We start from the raw sequence: 14,642 nt of genomic DNA, 5'->3' as shown, positions 1-14,642 counted from the left end.
TAGATCCTTTATCTGAGAAGTTGTGGGGTAAGTGGCGTTGCGTTCAACTTGGACACAGATTAAGGATTTACCGGGATGGGATAAATCGGCTGAAAAGCGTTTTACTGTCACTCTGAAGGAGACAATCGTAGCTCAATCGAACTGCCAGTCCTGTGAATGCACCACTCGGCAAAACGGCCCGGCGAGGGTCGCATTATGGTGGGCAACAATATGTTCGGCCTTGAGAGCTGGCGTGTCAGAGCAGCTATGGCCGTCTTCGATAAGCACCGCATCGAAGCCCAGCTCGCGTGCGGCGCGGCAGGTGCTGTCCACGCAGTACTGAGTCTTCAGGCCGACGATCACCAGGCTTTTTGTGCCTGCCGCGTGCAGGCGTTCAACCAGATCAGTGCCGGCAAACGCGCTGGGGCGGGTTTTCTCGAAAATATGCTCGTTGCCGCTCAGATGCAGTTCATCGATCAGGCGGGTCAGGTTGCTGCCCGGTTCGATGGGCGAGCCAGACGGGCCGACGTGACGGGCCAGGAACACCGGTGCTCCCGCTGCCTGGGCCTTGCCCAGCAGTTGATTGACCGTATTGAGCAGCCGCTCGGCTTGCCAAGGCGTGTCCGGGCCATGGAACAGCCCGACCTGCATATCCAGAACCAATAGTGCGTGCATGTCGCTTCTCCTTGCTTGAAAAGCCAGCGACACGGGCAATAAAAAGGCCCCGTCCATCGCTGGCGGGGCCTTGGGGGATCGTGCTTCAGTTACTCACGACACCGCACGCGACCCGCCATGGGCGGTCGTGGTAGTGGTGGTCGAGGTCAGCGCGAAAATGATCATGGGGGCGAGACTAGTCAATCCGTAAGAGGATGGCAACCGCTTCACTGGCCTGACTCCTCACTGTTTTTCAGGCTTTTCAAGGCCCGCGCCAGGCTGGCCTGCGACAGCTCACCCAGGTGATTGCCGACCTGCCGACCCTCACTGTCGAAGTACAAGGTGGTTGGCAAGGCCATGGAGCCGGCCAGCTTGCCGAGTTGGTTGTGTCGGTCGAGCAGTACATTGCTCAACTCCAGCCCTTGGGACTGCATGAAGCGCTGGATCTCATCCGTTGTTTCACCCTGATTGACGAACAGGAAGGTCATCTGCGGATGTTCGGCCTGGGCTTTCATCAGCACCGGCATCTCGCGCCTGCACGGCGGGCACCAGGTTGCCCACAAATTGATGACCAGCGGCGTGCCACGATACGCCTGCAGGTTGACCGGCTTGCCGTCCAGCTCGACCAACGCCAGATCAGGCAGGCGTGATTCTCGTTCCTGCCAGTGCAAGACAAGATTACCCGCACCCCAGGCGAATAAACCGACCATCATCGCTATGCCCAACGGCTTGCGCAGCGGCGGGTTTTTATACAGCTTCCAGGCGCCCATAAGCAGCGCAGCCAACAGCCCCGCCTCAGCGATAAAGCCGCCGTCACGGATATCGACAATTCCCCAGAGCTGGTCTCGGTAATGCTGGAAATACACCGCCACGAAGGCAACACGAGCCGCCAGCAATGCCGTAATCAGCAGGCCAAACAGTTGCTTCTCCGGATTAAGCCCTTGACGGCGGCCCACGCGCCAGCCGGTCAGGCTCGCCAGCAACAGGCTGCCAATGATCAGGACATGCTGCATGGCCAGTGCCAGAGGGCCGATGTTCAGGGTCAGCATTGGGTGTGTTCCTTGGTGCCTGAAAAAAGGCCTTCACTTTGCCAGCCGCGCACCTTGCAAGGCGATACTGGCCACTAGGGTAATTGCAGGTGATTTATGACGGTCTGTGACCTGATAAGATCATGCGGCCATCTTCGATGGCCTCTATCAGGGAGTAGTTTTGATGCTGGACGCATTGCTGGAACTCATTGTTGAGTTTGTCCTGCGTTGTCTTTTCTATCCCGTTGGCTGGCTGTTGCTCAAACTGATAACGCTGGGTCAATGGTCACCTCGTGAGTCATGGTTATCAGGCAAGCCGAGCTCGGAATGGGTCACCGCGTTGGGCGCGGCGGTCTGGGTAGTCGGTGGGCTTGTAGCGCTCAATCAGTTTGTCTTCTGAGTAACTCAAGAAGAGTAGGCTGAACGCCGGGTTAGAATGGCGTCCCGGTTTTTTCAAAGGAATGATCCAGTGATCACCTGCCACGTCCGCTACATCATTGACCCTTATCAACTGGTCGATTTCGAAGCCTATTGCCGTCGCTGGATTCATCTGGTCGGGCGCATGGGAGGGCAGCACCACGGCTACTTCCTGCCGTCAGAAGGCGCCAATAACGTCGCCTACTGCCTGTTCAGCTTCCCCAGCCTGGCCGACTACGAACGTTATCGCGAACAGGCCGCCACTGACCCTGAATGCATCGAGGCCGTGCAACTGGCAACCGAGAAAAAATTCATCATCAGTTACGAGCGCAGTTTTATGCGCCCGTTGCTTGATTGAAAGGCAGCGTCGGTTGAACGAACTCAGGCCTGATGCATGGCTCGCAGCGGCCGGGCCACCTGACGCAACCTGACCTCTTCGCGGATACCCAGCACCAGCGATGCAATGGCGCGTCCGGTGTCCAGCTGAGCGACCGGAATGCCGCTCAGGCTGAATTCCTCAGCCTGGGTTCTGGGATGACTCAGTTCGAGACTCATCAGCCCGTCGGCAGTGATGGTGCACTTGCACAGTGACGGGACGAACGCGGTTTCCATGATGTGGCGCAGATCGGCATGGGAAAGCAGCATCTGGGCATCCTTGGCACTGCGGGTGCCGGGCGCTTGGAAATAGGAGAGCGTTCACTAATCTAGTCCAAGTCTGTCGATATGTCGTCCCGCATCCCTGGCTGTTTGCGGGCAACACGTCAGAAATGTGATGCGCTGCCGATTTCACCCAGGCCCATTCGGCATCACTGATGCTTGCCCTGGCCTGGCACTACATAGTGGGTGCCATCGTAGGTCACCAGGTACCTCTTGGTCACCGGCTTGCTCTCGCTGTTACTGCAATCGTCGTGCTTCGCGAACGAGCGCGACTCTACCGTCTTTTCCGTCACCGCCAGGCCCGCATAACCATGGCTAAGCGTCTTGTCGATCGCCAGGCTGCTGGTGATGTCATAGAACTCGCCCTGGCAGTTGCCATCCCACTCTCCGCCTGAACGTTGTACTTCCAGCTTGTCCAGAACCATGCGCGGCTTGGCGCCGTCGAGCACATACAGGCTCAGGTCGGTGGAGGAGAACGGGTTCACGCGTGATGAGCCGACATAGCTGGCACGCACCCCAAATGCGCGCAGCTCAGGTGTCAGGTGATAGCGTGCGGTGTCCAGGCTCAGACTTTCGAAGCGCACTGCATCGGAACTGATCGCCGCACTTTCATAGACATGCTGCTCGATCTGGCCACCTACAGCGGTGAGAACCTCCAGCCCGTAGGTCGCGCCGTCCTCCTCATCGCCGCTTTCAACAAACGCCAAGGCTGCCAGGGTTCGCTTGGCATCGACAGGAGAGGCCTTGCACACCGAGTGTTGGGCAGAGAAGGTCAGATCGGGATGCAGCTTTTTCGCCCAACCGGCCAGCTGTGCGGTGCAATCGGCAGAAGCGACAGCGGGCAGGCAGAACAAGGTCAGAGCTAGAGCACAGCGCATAGGGATTCCTTTACCTGAGCGATGGAGCAGGGCGTTATTTGAATGAGCGTAAACGGCAGGGCGGGCGCGGGGAAGAGCGATTGCAGATCCCCAGAAACAACAAAGCCCGCACTAGGCGGGCTTTACTGTGAACTTGGTGGCTACACAGGGACTTGAACCCCGGACCCCAGCATTATGAATGCTATGCTCTAACCAACTGAGCTATGTAGCCAAGTGGCGCGCATTATTCGCCGATATCAGATAGGTGTCAAGCGAATATCTTAAAAATATTTCCATGCGATCAATCGCTTAGCGATTTGCGCTGTGGTCCCTGTCGTTGCCTTCCCACCGGTTGTTTCTTCCAGTGACGTCTGCTGTGTAACTGCGCACACAAATGGTGCGTTTTTGGTCGTGGGCGTCAGGCGGGTGCCACTGATCATTACCTGATGCGCTTCGGTCCGGATCTTGCTATCGAATTGCCATGACGTTTTCAGGCGGGTCGGTGTCGTGTCCGTAGCATTGGACAGATGCCGACCTGGATCGGAAACATAAGCATGGCATTTTGCTTCTAATTTATAAGAAAGATACCTGAGCAGGCTGTGCCGCAAAGGTATCCACGCGTTGGGGGAAGTCCATGGACAGCTTGTTGTCGCCGGGTATGCGTCTGCTGGGGCGCTTTGGGTTTGCTCGCAAGTTTCAGCTGTTATTCCTCTTGTTCATGCTGCCTCTGGTGGGCAGCCTGTGGATGATTGGCAGTGAATATCGCGCCAAGCTGGCAGTGATCGCCGGTGAGCAATCGGGCGTGCGCCAGTTGCTGGTGCTCGAAGATCTGGATCGTGAACTGGTCGCCCAGCGCGACCGTGCGGCGCGCTGGAAGGCTGTGGACATCCTGCGTGAGCCGACCCCCGAAGCGCGGCAGATCATGGAGCAGATCGACGCTGCGGTGCCGCGCATCAAGCAGGCGCTGGAACGCCTCGGCGCTGCGCTGAAGGCGGAACAGGCCAGTGCCGACACCTTTGCCCGTTACAAAGTCCTGGAGGCTTCTGTTACCGGTATGGATACGCAATCGCTGCGCAGTGTGGGCTGGTGGCCGGATGGCTATGAGCGCTTCACCGCCGCGATCAGTCATTTGCAAGGTGTGCGCGAACAGGTCGCGATCGACACCGGCCTGATCCTGGATCCGTGGCTGGAAACCTACCTGCTGATGCAGCTCTCCACCCAGCAGACCCCCGACCTGATCGAGCGCATCGGGCGCATGGCCAGTGTTGGCCAGACGTCCGTGGTCAGCGGCCAGTTCAGCCTGCAAAGCCGGCTGCAGATGCGTGACCTGCGCAGCCGCATTGACGATGCCCGCGACCAGATGGTCAAGACTGCAAACATTCTGCAAACCCGGCTGCCGCCAGAGCTGCAACCCTGGGCCAACCGCTACGCCGCGAGCATGCAGGTGCTCGCGGAAGAACTGAAGGTGCTCGATGACGGTGTGTTTGGCGGCACGATCAAGCTCAAGCCGGTGGAGTTCGAGCGCAGTGTCGATCGCCTGCTGGACGAGATGGCCGGGCTGCGAAATCAGTCTCTGGTGTCGCTCAACGAGCGCCTGGGCTACTACCATAACAAGTCCAATCGGGAATTTATCCCGGTCGGGGTGATCTTCGGCGTGTTGCTGATCGCTGCGCTCTATCTGTTTGCCTGCCTGCAAGCGTCGATCCGCCGCAGTGCCAGCGGTATCACCACCCTGGCCGAGTCGCTGCGTGACGGCGATCTGTGCGTCGAGGTTTCGGTGCAGGGCCGCGACGAACTGGCCGTCATCAGCCAGGCGCTGAACGTCGCGGTGGTGCAATTGCGGACCAGCCTGCTGGGCGTCAATCACGAGACCCTGCAACTGGGCTCGGCCGTGCAGACCCTCAATGCGCAGTCCAACGACACTCTGGGCGAGGTTGAGGACCAGCAGCAACAGATCAGCCAGATCGCGGCAGCCGCCACACAGCTGGCCGCCACTTCCCAGGGCGTGGCCAAGAGCTGCGAGCAGGCTTCCGACAGTGCCCGGCAGACCCGCAAGATTGCCGAAGAGAGCAGCCGCGACAGCCAGCGCACCACCGACAGTATCCAGCAACTCAATCGCCGTTTGACCGACACTGCGGCGGCATTGGGGCGGGTCAGCGAGCAAGGTCAGCAGATCCAGTCGGTGGTCGATGCCATTCGCGGCATCGCCGAACAGACCAACCTGCTGGCGCTCAATGCGGCCATCGAGGCGGCGCGGGCGGGCGAACAGGGGCGCGGCTTTGCCGTGGTGGCCGATGAAGTACGCAGCCTGTCGCAGCGAACCCAGGCCTCTACTGCACAGATTGCCAACACCGTCGACAGCCTGCGCAGTACCGTGACCCAGGCTGTCCAGTTGATGGAAGCCGCGTGTGGCCAGGCCGTGGACGACGCGCAGTCAGTGACCGGCCTGGGCGTGCGGCTGGGCGAAATCGCCAGCGCAGTACAGAGCGTGACCGACACCCTGGCGCAAATCCTCACGGCGGTGGAAGAGCAAGCCTCCACGGCTGACCAGGTCAGTGGCAGTATCCAGCAGGTCGACCAGGCTGCCGGGCGATTGCTCGACGGCGCCCGGGCAGTCAACCAGGCCGCCGATACCCTGAGCAAAGGCAGCCGGGCACTGAACGACAACACGGCGCGCTTTCATCTGAGCTGATGGTGCTTGGACCGGTACCCGTAGGAGCGGCCGGGCGGCGATCCGCTTTAGCCGCGAAGGCATCATCGCAGCTAAAGCGAATCGCCGCCCGGCTGCTCCTGCGGTAAGGTTGGGCGCCAGCCTTTCACGCACGAGCCAGCCCCCATGCCGACCCCCACCAACCTGTTCACCCCGCTTCCCGATGCCCGTCAGGCAGAGGTTTTCACCGATCTGCTGGTCAGGCCAGGCTGTCGGGTCGAGCGGATCGTCTCCCAAGGGCAGGTCACGTCGCCTGAGCGTCCGTATCAGCAGGCCCATGATGAATGGGTCGTGGTGTTGAGCGGTTCGGCCAGGGTGCTTATGGACGATGTCGAAACCGCCCTGGCGCCTGGCGATCATCTGTTCATTCCGGCAGGCATGCAACACCGCGTCACCTTTACCGACCCGGCGCAGCCCACCGTATGGCTGGCCATCCATATTGGCGAGGCTGCGTCGGATGCCTGACCCCGGCAGTGCGGGTTATTTGGCTATCTCCACCCGCTCGAAGCGCCCGGCAATCACGGTATAGGCCAGGATTGCGACCAGCCCGTGGGCGGCGACGAACCACAGTGCGGCGTTGAACGAACCGGTGGTCGCGACGAAATAGCCGATCACCACCGGGGTGATGATCCCCGCCGTGTTGCCGATGCCGTTGAACACGCCGCCACTGAGGCCCACCATGTTTTTCGGTGCGGTATCGGAGAGCACTGCCCACCCGACGGCGGCCAGCCCCTTGCCGAAAAACGCCATTGCCATCAGGGCGATGACCATCCAGTTGGCGTCTACATAATTGGCCGACACCAGCGTGGCCGACAACGCCATGCCGATCACGAACGGCGTCTTGCGCGCGCGCGAAGGGTGGACGCCGCGGCGGATCAGCCAGTCAGAGACCACGCCGCCCAACACCCCGCCGGAAAAACCGCAGATCGCGGGCAGTGCCGCAACCCAGCCGGCCTCCATGATGGTCATGCCGCGACCCTTGATCAGGTAGATCGGAAACCAGGTGATGAAGAAGTAGGTCAGGGCAGTAATGCAGTACTGGCCCAGATAGATGCCCCACAGGGTACGGCTGGTGAACAGCTGTTTGACCTCGGCCCATTTCAGTTTGGGTTTTTCGGTTTTGCGCGTGGTTTCCAGGCTGACCAGTGCGCCGCCTTCACGCATGTAATCCAGTTCGGCCTTTTGCAGGCGCGGGTGGCTGGCCGGGTCGTGGTACAGGGCGAACCAGAAGAAGGTCGCGACAATACCCAGGCCGCCCATCCACAGGAACACATGCTCCCAGCCCATGCTGTGGGTCAGCCAGGCCATCAACGGCGCAAACACCACCACGGCCATGTACTGCGCCGAGTTGAACAGCGCCGAAGCCGTGCCGCGTTCGCGGGTCGGGAACCAGCTGGCGACGATGCGGTTATTGGCCGGGAAGGCCGGCGACTCGACCAGACCCAGCATGAAACGCATGCCGAACAAGGTAATAGCCGCTGTCGAACCGACCAGGCCGATCCAGCCCACCGTGCCTTGCAGCATGGTAAACAGCGACCACAGAAACAGGCTCCAGCCGTACACCCGGCGTGCGCCGAAGCGGTCCAGCAGCCAGCCACCGGGGATCTGCCCCAGCGCGTAGGCCCAGGCGAAGGCCGAAAAGATCATGCCGAGCATGATCGGGTCCAGCCCCAGTTCCTTGACTACTTCAGTGCCGGCAATCGACATGGTCGCGCGGTCGGCGTAGTTGAGTACGGTGACGACAAAAATCAGCGCGAGAATCACAAAGCGCTGGCGGCCGACGCGAGTCTCTGTCACCGCAGCCTCAATGGGCGCAGTCTTGCTATTCATGGTGTTCTCCGATGCCCTCAAGGGGCTGTGTTGTTATTGGCTGGAGAAGCGGGCATCAGGCCGGAATGGCTGCCCGCAGTTGCGGTTCGGCGAAGCAGGCCTGCAAGTGCGACAGCACGATTTCACCCATGGCCAGGCGGGTCTGTTCGGTGGCACTGGCGCGGTGCGGTTGCAGCACGACGTTGTCCAGCTCGCGCAGGGCTTGCGGTACGTTGGGCTCATCGACAAACACATCCAGCCCGGCCCCGGCGATAGTGCGGGTCTGCAGGGCGGTGATCAGCGCCTGTTCATCGACCAGCTTGCCGCGCGCCACGTTGATGAAATAACCCTGCGGCCCGAGCGCCTCGAGCACCGCTGCGGTGATGATCGCCCTGCCCAGATCAGCGGAAGCCGCCAGCACCAGCACATCGCTGTTACGGGCCAGGTCCAGCAGGTCGGCAAAGAACCGATAACCGGTCTGCGGCTGTTCGCGCAGGTCGTTGTACTGAATGCTCATGCCGAACGCCTGGGCACGGCGGGCGATGGCATGGCCGACCTGGCCCAGGCCGACAATACCCAGCCGGGTGCCGCTGACCTTGCGCGCCAGCGGCTGGTTGACCGTGCCCCACTGGCCGCTGCGCACGATACGTTCACCCACGCCCAGCTCACGCAGGCTCATGATCAATAGCCCCATGGCCATGTCGGCTACATCATCGGTGAGTACGCCGGGGGTCGTGGTGACCCTTACCCCGCGTTGGGCGGCGTGATCGAGATCCACCGCATCAGTGCCGATACCGCTGATGGCGATGATCTGCAGGTTAGGCAAGCGGTCCATCAGCGCGTTGGACAGGCCCTTGGCGCCGCCGGTCACCACGCCGCGAATGCGCGCGCCGACGGCATTGAGCAGCGCGTCCTGATCATCGGCCTGATACAGGCGATGCACGTTGTAGCTCTGTAGCAACTGCGCATCGATCGGTGCCGGGACCGGCTGGGTAAGCAGGATGTCGTGGGTCATCATCGTCTTCCTGTGAGTTGTCGTTGTAGAGGACTGGACGACAGCCTAGGAAAAGCATCGATTCACGTCTAACATTCATCCTGAATGTTTCGATACAAGAATTGAATCGTGGAACTCCACCAACTTCGTTGTTTTGTGATGGTCGCCGAAGAGCTGCACTTCGGTCGCGCGGCCCAGCGTTTGTTCATGACCCAGCCACCGCTGAGCCGCCAGATCCAGTTGCTGGAGCGCTCGCTGGGTGTGCAATTGCTTGACCGCAGTAACCGTCAGGTACGCCTGACGGTGGCCGGTCGGCAGTTCTTGCGTGATGCCCAGCATCTGCTGGCCTACACCGAACAGGCCAGCGACAGTGCCCGGCGGCTGGCCAGCGGCGAGGCGGGGCAATTGGTGATCGGTTTCACGGCGGTCAGTGGTTACAACATGGTTCCCGAACTGCTCCGGGCGGCGGGCCAGTCACTGCCGGATATCGGCTTTGAGCTGCATGAAATGGTCTCCAGCGACCAGACCGAAGCGCTGGCCGCCAACATGATCGACATCGGTTTTGTGCGCCACGCCGAGCCGCGGCCGGGCTGGAGCTACCAACTGGCCAGCCGCGAGCCGCTGGTGGTGGTGATGCCTGACGGTCATCCGCTGGCCGGGCGGCAAACGCTTGCTATCACAGACCTGGCGCACCAGCCGTTCGTGATGTATTCGCCCAAAGAGGGCCGCTATTTCTACGACTGCATCGTCGGCCTGTTCGCCAGCGCCGGGGTGCTGCCGCGCTACCTGTACTACCTCAAACAGACCCACTCGATTCTGGGTCTGGTGCGCGCCGGGCTGGGCATCGGTATCGTCCCGGCCTCGGCGCGGGAGCTGTATATCGGCCACCTGCAGTTTCGCCCCTTGGCCGATGCGCAACTGTCGGCCGACATGTACATGGTCTACCGTGACGACAACGACAACCCGGCGCTGCCACGCTTCATCAACATGGCCCGTGGGCATTTCAGCGAACAGCAAACCGCCGCTCCCCTTTGATCGGCATTAACCCGGTAGGAGCGGCTTGAGTCGCGAATGGGGGGAGTTCCCTGCTAAAGCAGGTCCTACGCTGCTACGGCATCACCGCCATATCCAGCTGCTGGCGGCGGAACTGGCCCGGCGGTAACCCATGAATCTGCCGGAAGCGCCGCGAGAAATAGGCTTCATCGGCAAAGCCACATAGCCGCGCCACTTCGCCCACCGGCTTGGAGCCACCCAGCAGATAACTGCGCGCAGCATGCATGCGCCGCTCCAGGACCAGTTCACTGAAGGTCTTGCCGATCTCCTTGCGCAACCAGTGGGTCAGGTAGGTGGGCGACAGGTAGGTCGCGGCGGCGGCCTTGGTCAGGTTCAGGTCCGGGTCGGCGAGGTTCTTGCGCACATACTCCGACATGCGCGTCAGCGCATCGCGGCGGCTGGTCTGGGCGGCGTTGTCCTGGGCCAGTTGCTTGAGCGGCTCGGCAAACCTCATGCACACCTTGCCGATCAGTTGCAGTAACAGGCCCTTGATGATTTCCCGGCTGCCGAACTGGCGCTGCGGGTCGAGGTCGCGCATCTGCTGTACCAGCGTGCAGATCACCTCGAAGTCATCCGGGTCGAGGATAAAGTCCAGATGCTCCTGAAAGCGAAACGGCGACAACTCCGGTGCCAGCAGGATCGACACCTCTTCAAGATCCATCGGGTCGCACTCCAGGTGCGGCAGCAGAAAGGTCTGGGAAAAATTGATCACCACGAAATGGCTGTCGGCCGGGTGCGGGATCATGTGCATACGATGCGGCAGGATAAACGCCAGGGCGTTACGCGGGAATGGCCGCTGCACAGAGCCGATATGCTGCACCGTATCGCCACCGAGATTGACCTGAATCTGGAAATATTCGTGGCGGTGCAGGGCGGTTTCGGCGATCCGCGCCTGCTCATCGCGGATGTAAAAGTCCGCTCGCTCACTGCGTTGCTGCATGCCGTAGGTCGGTACCCGGCTGACTGACTGCATGTTCATCTCCCTTCTTGTTCGACGGCTGCCCGATGTCGCAGCCAGGGTTGCAGAGCTGATTTTGTACAGGCGCGGGTCAAGCTGACAAGCAATTGTACGATGACCGTAGTGCTCATCTCGCGGGTTCCGTTTGGACAATCGCGAGGCACTGGTGAATCACCATAGTCGCTACGGCTCGCTGTTGAAAGGCTCTATTACGGTGTTTTCAGCAAGAATTAAGTTTTCGTTCAGGATCCCGGCAGTGGCGGGAGTTTTTGGACATTCGGGAATTACACCGGCCTCTGGTGAAAAAACGATCTAACCCTTGCGTTGATTTTTTTTGGTCGTACGACCACCTTGATAAGCGTTGCCGCAGACATCTATCAACAATAATCACAAGGTGCTCGCCCAATGAAAACCACGCTTCGCTGGTGGCCACCGCCGCCGCATCTGAATGACAGGCCGCTGCGCCGCGCCTGACCCACATCGCCCACACACACAGTCCATGCCTTGCGCGCCACGCAGGGACGGCGCTGTCTTGCCTGAAAACCTCGATATCCCAACAACAATGAGGTCAACCCATGTCGAGCCTTCCCAATTCCCAGGCTGCGTCTGTCGCCACCAGCGCCGCCTCCCTTGAAGCCGCCGGCACCACCCGGCTGCCCACTCGCCGACGCTGGTTCATGCTCAGCCTGCTGCTGATCGCGACCATCATCAACTACGTCGACCGGGTGAATATCTCCATCGCCGCGCCGTTCATGGCCAAAGACCTGGGGCTGGACAAGATCCAGATGGGCCTGATCTTTTCCGCCTTCGCCTGGACCTACGCCCTGGCCCTGGTGCCAGCCGGGTTCATCGCTGACCGATTCGGCTCACGGGTGACCTACGGCGTGTCGCTGATCAGTTGGTCGGCGGTGACCGTATGCCAGGGCCTGGCCAGCGGCTTTGCGGCACTGTTCGGCCTGCGTCTGGCGGTCGGGGCCATGGAAGCGCCGGCATTCCCGGCCAATAGCCGGGCGGTGACCGTCTGGTTCCCGGCCCGCGAGCGCGGCATGGCCAGCAGCGTGTATGTGTGCGGCCAGTACCTGGGCACCGCGCTGTTCACCGGCGCGTTGCTCTGGCTGGCCACCACCTATGACTGGCGCCATGTGTTCTACAGCACCGGCCTGGTCGGCATCCTGTTCGGCGTGGTCTGGCTGTTTCTGTATCGCGACCCGCTGAGCTGCAAGAAGGTCAGCAAGGAAGAACTCAAGTACATCGAAGACGGTGGTGGCCTGGTCAAAAGCAGCCAGGAACGTACCAAATTCAATTGGCGGCAGATTGCCGAGCTGTTCCGTTACCGGCAGATCTGGGCGATCTGCATCGGCAAGTTCGCCAGCACCTCGGCGCTGTACTTCTTCCTCACCTGGTTCCCGACCTACCTGATCGAAGAACGTCAGTTGACCACCATCAAGGTGGGCATCTTCGCCGTACTGCCGTTCATCGGCGCCACCATCGGCATTCTGCTCGCCGGGATCGTCTCGGACCTGTTGATCCGCCGCGGCTACAGCATGTCGTTTGCCCGCAAACTGCCGCTGGTGGTCGGTTCAATGCTCGGCATGTCCATCGTGCTGGTCAATTTCACTGACTCGAACCTGGTCTGCATTGCGATCCTGACCATCGCCTTCTTCGCTCAGGGCATTGCTTCGTCGTCGTGGGCGGCGGTCTCGGAAGTTGCGCCCAAAGAGCTGATCGGCCTGACCGGCGGGGTCACCAGCCTGGCGGCCAATATCGGCGGGATTGTCTGCCCGATTGTGATCGGCGCCATCGTCCAGGCCACCGGCTCGTTCGCCCTGGCGTTCTGGTTCATCGGCGGCGTAGCGCTGATGGGTACGTTGTCGTACTCGCTGCTGCTGGGTCGCCTGTACCGCATCGAGTTGAAGACTCAATAAGGCTGTTAACTCCAAAACGAAGCGGCTTTCGTCCAACTTTGCCGGGCAAAGCCGCTTTAGGCTGGACCTGTCGACCGTACCTACCGAGTCAAACCACCATGAGCGATTTTGTCTTCAGCCCCGTTCCGCAACCCAGCCTGCCAGTGGTCGGCAGCGACCAGCGCTTTCCGGTCAGCCGGGTGTTCTGCGTCGGCCGCAACTACCCCTGGAGCGACGGCCAGGGTCGTAGTGTGCCGCTGTTTTTCATGAAGCCCGCCTCGGCGGTGATCGAAGCCCGCAGCGAGATCGCCTACCCGCCGCAGACCGAAGAGTTCTGCCATGAAATCGAACTGGTCGTGGCCATCGGCAGCGGCGGGGCAGACATCCCGGAAAGCCAGGCGTTGGAGCATGTCTGGGGCTACGCCGCCGGTCTGGACCTGACCCGCCGTGACCAGCAACGCAGCGCCAAACAGGCCGGCATGCCATGGGAGGGCGCCAAGGCCTTTGATGGTTCGGCACCGATCACCGCGATCCAGCCAGTGAGCCGTCAGGGCCATGCCCAACAGGGTGCAGTCTGGTTGATGGTCAACGACACCGAACGCCAGCGCTCGCGCCTGGAGAGCCAGCTCTGGTCGGTGGCGGAGATCATCAGCCACCTGTCGCGCAGCATCACCTTGTTGCCCGGCGACCTGATCATGACCGGCACCCCGGAAGGCGTCGCAGCGCTAGAACCCGGCGACCGGATCAGCGCCGGCGTAGAAGGGGTCGGGCAGATCGACGTCCGGGTCGGCCAGCGCGCCGCCTGAATTCAGCGAACATCAACAGGAGCGTCACAATGTCCAATAAATCCTCCTCGAAAATCGCCCTGGTCACCGGGGCTGGCAGCGGCATCGGCAAAGCCGTGGCGCTGGGCCTGCTGCAAGACGGCTACCGCGTGGTCCTCGCCGGGCGGCGTCTGGAGCCGCTGCTGAACGTGGCCGAACAGGCCGCAGCGCAAGGTTGGGAAGCCACGCCGGTGGTGACCGACGTACGTGACCCGGCCAGTGTCAAAGCACTGTTTGCCACCGTCGAAGAACGCTACGGCCGCCTGGATGTGATCTTCAACAACGCCGGCGTCAACGCCCCGGCCGTGCCCATGGACGAACTGCCGCTCGACACCTGGGACAACGTCATCGCCACCAACGTCAACGGCGTGTTCCTGTGCTGTCGCGAAGCCTTCGGCCTGATGCGCCGCCAGCAACCGCAAGGCGGGCGGATCATCAACAACGGTTCGATCTCCGCGCATACCCCGCGCCCCTTTACCGCGCCCTACACCGCCAGCAAACACGCGGTACTCGGCCTGACCAAAGCCCTGGCCCTGGACGGCCGTGAATTTGACATCGCCTGTAGCCAGATCGACATCGGCAACGCCCTGACCGAACTCTCCGAACGCATGACCCGTGGCGTGCGCCAGGCCAACGGCGAAATCGCCGTAGAACCCATGGTCGACGTCCAGCACGTCGCCGACGCAGTGCGCTACATCGCCGCGCTGCCGCTGTCGGCCAACGTCCTGAACATGACCGTCATGGCCACCAAGATGCCGTTCGTAGGCCGTGGCTGACGCTTGACACACCACATTTGTG

Annotated in this window: 15 protein-coding genes and 1 tRNA gene; 8 read left to right on the top strand and 8 right to left on the bottom strand. The window is 61.3% G+C overall.

Annotation, left to right across the window (positions count from 1 at the left end; translation table 11 throughout):
- Nucleotides 1–132: 132 nt before the first annotated feature.
- Entirely contained in the window at nt 133–654 is a 522-nt protein-coding gene (locus NRB16_RS22405; protein ID WP_257106973.1) for a cysteine hydrolase family protein, read from the bottom strand.
- Between the two features lie 206 nt (nt 655–860).
- Nucleotides 861–1,682 (bottom strand): TlpA disulfide reductase family protein, encoded by an 822-nt coding sequence (locus NRB16_RS22400; protein WP_257106972.1) that lies wholly within the window; start codon nt 1,680–1,682, stop codon nt 861–863.
- Nucleotides 1,683–1,845: 163 nt separating this feature from the next.
- On the opposite strand from NRB16_RS22400, the gene NRB16_RS22395 reads away from it, so the two are divergent.
- Both NRB16_RS22395 and NRB16_RS22390 read left to right on the top strand, forming a co-directional pair.
- A complete protein-coding gene (locus tag NRB16_RS22395) occupies nt 1,846–2,061 on the top strand; it encodes a hypothetical protein (RefSeq protein WP_253117668.1) in 216 nt (71 codons plus the stop codon).
- A 69-nt stretch (nt 2,062–2,130) separates the two neighbouring features.
- On the top strand, nt 2,131–2,436 hold the full coding sequence (locus tag NRB16_RS22390; RefSeq protein ID WP_253140655.1) for an NIPSNAP family protein: 306 nt from the start codon (nt 2,131–2,133) through the stop codon (nt 2,434–2,436).
- Between the two features lie 23 nt (nt 2,437–2,459).
- Here NRB16_RS22390 and NRB16_RS22385 read toward each other — a convergent pair whose 3' ends face one another.
- The 3 genes from NRB16_RS22385 to NRB16_RS22375 all read right to left on the bottom strand — a co-directional run bounded on the left by NRB16_RS22385 (nt 2,460) and on the right by NRB16_RS22375 (nt 3,824).
- Nucleotides 2,460–2,723, bottom strand: a complete 264-nt coding sequence (locus NRB16_RS22385) for a DUF1652 domain-containing protein (RefSeq protein WP_052483352.1) — start codon at nt 2,721–2,723, stop codon at nt 2,460–2,462.
- A gap of 161 nt (nt 2,724–2,884) precedes the next feature.
- Nucleotides 2,885–3,613: a hypothetical protein gene (locus NRB16_RS22380; protein WP_257106971.1), complete on the bottom strand. Its 729-nt coding sequence runs from the start codon at nt 3,611–3,613 to the stop codon at nt 2,885–2,887.
- Nucleotides 3,614–3,747: 134 nt separating this feature from the next.
- Nucleotides 3,748–3,824: transfer RNA gene (locus NRB16_RS22375), tRNA-Met, on the bottom strand.
- Between the two features lie 402 nt (nt 3,825–4,226).
- On the opposite strand from NRB16_RS22375, the gene NRB16_RS22370 reads away from it, so the two are divergent.
- The gene (locus NRB16_RS22370; RefSeq protein WP_257106970.1) at nt 4,227–6,284 is read left to right on the top strand and encodes a methyl-accepting chemotaxis protein; all 2,058 of its coding nucleotides are present in this window, start codon (nt 4,227–4,229) and stop codon (nt 6,282–6,284) included.
- A 144-nt stretch (nt 6,285–6,428) separates the two neighbouring features.
- A complete protein-coding gene (locus NRB16_RS22365) occupies nt 6,429–6,767 on the top strand; it encodes a cupin domain-containing protein (protein ID WP_257106969.1) in 339 nt (112 codons plus the stop codon).
- Nucleotides 6,768–6,782: 15 nt separating this feature from the next.
- Here the strand turns inward: NRB16_RS22365 and NRB16_RS22360 are convergent, their stop codons facing one another.
- Both NRB16_RS22360 and NRB16_RS22355 read right to left on the bottom strand, forming a co-directional pair.
- Nucleotides 6,783–8,132 (bottom strand): MFS transporter, encoded by a 1,350-nt coding sequence (locus NRB16_RS22360; RefSeq protein WP_257106968.1) that lies wholly within the window; start codon nt 8,130–8,132, stop codon nt 6,783–6,785.
- A gap of 55 nt (nt 8,133–8,187) precedes the next feature.
- On the bottom strand, nt 8,188–9,126 hold the full coding sequence (locus tag NRB16_RS22355) for a 2-hydroxyacid dehydrogenase (protein ID WP_257106967.1): 939 nt from the start codon (nt 9,124–9,126) through the stop codon (nt 8,188–8,190).
- 108 nt (nt 9,127–9,234) lie between these two features.
- Between NRB16_RS22355 and NRB16_RS22350 the strand changes: the two genes are divergently transcribed.
- Nucleotides 9,235–10,140 (top strand): LysR family transcriptional regulator, encoded by a 906-nt coding sequence (locus tag NRB16_RS22350; protein ID WP_253117629.1) that lies wholly within the window; start codon nt 9,235–9,237, stop codon nt 10,138–10,140.
- 73 nt (nt 10,141–10,213) lie between these two features.
- Here the strand turns inward: NRB16_RS22350 and NRB16_RS22345 are convergent, their stop codons facing one another.
- Nucleotides 10,214–11,131 (bottom strand): response regulator transcription factor, encoded by a 918-nt coding sequence (locus NRB16_RS22345; protein WP_257106966.1) that lies wholly within the window; start codon nt 11,129–11,131, stop codon nt 10,214–10,216.
- Nucleotides 11,132–11,691: 560 nt separating this feature from the next.
- Between NRB16_RS22345 and NRB16_RS22340 the strand changes: the two genes are divergently transcribed.
- The 3 genes from NRB16_RS22340 (at nt 11,692) to NRB16_RS22330 (ending at nt 14,620) form a co-directional block, all read left to right on the top strand.
- Nucleotides 11,692–13,041: an MFS transporter gene (locus NRB16_RS22340; RefSeq protein ID WP_257106965.1), complete on the top strand. Its 1,350-nt coding sequence runs from the start codon at nt 11,692–11,694 to the stop codon at nt 13,039–13,041.
- 98 nt (nt 13,042–13,139) lie between these two features.
- Nucleotides 13,140–13,826: a fumarylacetoacetate hydrolase family protein gene (locus tag NRB16_RS22335; protein WP_045483423.1), complete on the top strand. Its 687-nt coding sequence runs from the start codon at nt 13,140–13,142 to the stop codon at nt 13,824–13,826.
- Nucleotides 13,827–13,855: 29 nt separating this feature from the next.
- Nucleotides 13,856–14,620, top strand: coding sequence for an SDR family oxidoreductase (locus NRB16_RS22330; RefSeq protein ID WP_045483420.1), 765 nt, complete (start codon nt 13,856–13,858; stop codon nt 14,618–14,620).
- Nucleotides 14,621–14,642 lie beyond the last annotated feature (22 nt).

This window comes from Pseudomonas sp. LJDD11, from assembly GCF_024584215.1.
Taxonomy (GTDB): domain Bacteria; phylum Pseudomonadota; class Gammaproteobacteria; order Pseudomonadales; family Pseudomonadaceae; genus Aquipseudomonas.
Note: the sequence above shows the minus strand (reverse complement) of the source record. Positions and strands in the feature narration are given on the sequence as shown.

Coding starts and splice junctions, on each gene's coding strand:
- NRB16_RS22380 (WP_257106971.1), bottom strand. CDS start 3,613: ATGCGCTGTGCTCTAGCTCTGACCTTGTTCTGCCTGCCCGCTGTCGCT.
- NRB16_RS22400 (WP_257106972.1), bottom strand. CDS start 1,682: ATGCTGACCCTGAACATCGGCCCTCTGGCACTGGCCATGCAGCATGTC.
- NRB16_RS22360 (WP_257106968.1), bottom strand. CDS start 8,132: ATGAATAGCAAGACTGCGCCCATTGAGGCTGCGGTGACAGAGACTCGC.
- NRB16_RS22385 (WP_052483352.1), bottom strand. CDS start 2,723: ATGCTGCTTTCCCATGCCGATCTGCGCCACATCATGGAAACCGCGTTC.
- NRB16_RS22355 (WP_257106967.1), bottom strand. CDS start 9,126: ATGACCCACGACATCCTGCTTACCCAGCCGGTCCCGGCACCGATCGAT.
- NRB16_RS22395 (WP_253117668.1), top strand. CDS start 1,846: ATGCTGGACGCATTGCTGGAACTCATTGTTGAGTTTGTCCTGCGTTGT.
- NRB16_RS22345 (WP_257106966.1), bottom strand. CDS start 11,131: ATGCAGTCAGTCAGCCGGGTACCGACCTACGGCATGCAGCAACGCAGT.
- NRB16_RS22330 (WP_045483420.1), top strand. CDS start 13,856: ATGTCCAATAAATCCTCCTCGAAAATCGCCCTGGTCACCGGGGCTGGC.
- NRB16_RS22340 (WP_257106965.1), top strand. CDS start 11,692: ATGTCGAGCCTTCCCAATTCCCAGGCTGCGTCTGTCGCCACCAGCGCC.
- NRB16_RS22335 (WP_045483423.1), top strand. CDS start 13,140: ATGAGCGATTTTGTCTTCAGCCCCGTTCCGCAACCCAGCCTGCCAGTG.
- NRB16_RS22370 (WP_257106970.1), top strand. CDS start 4,227: ATGGACAGCTTGTTGTCGCCGGGTATGCGTCTGCTGGGGCGCTTTGGG.
- NRB16_RS22405 (WP_257106973.1), bottom strand. CDS start 654: ATGCACGCACTATTGGTTCTGGATATGCAGGTCGGGCTGTTCCATGGC.
- NRB16_RS22365 (WP_257106969.1), top strand. CDS start 6,429: ATGCCGACCCCCACCAACCTGTTCACCCCGCTTCCCGATGCCCGTCAG.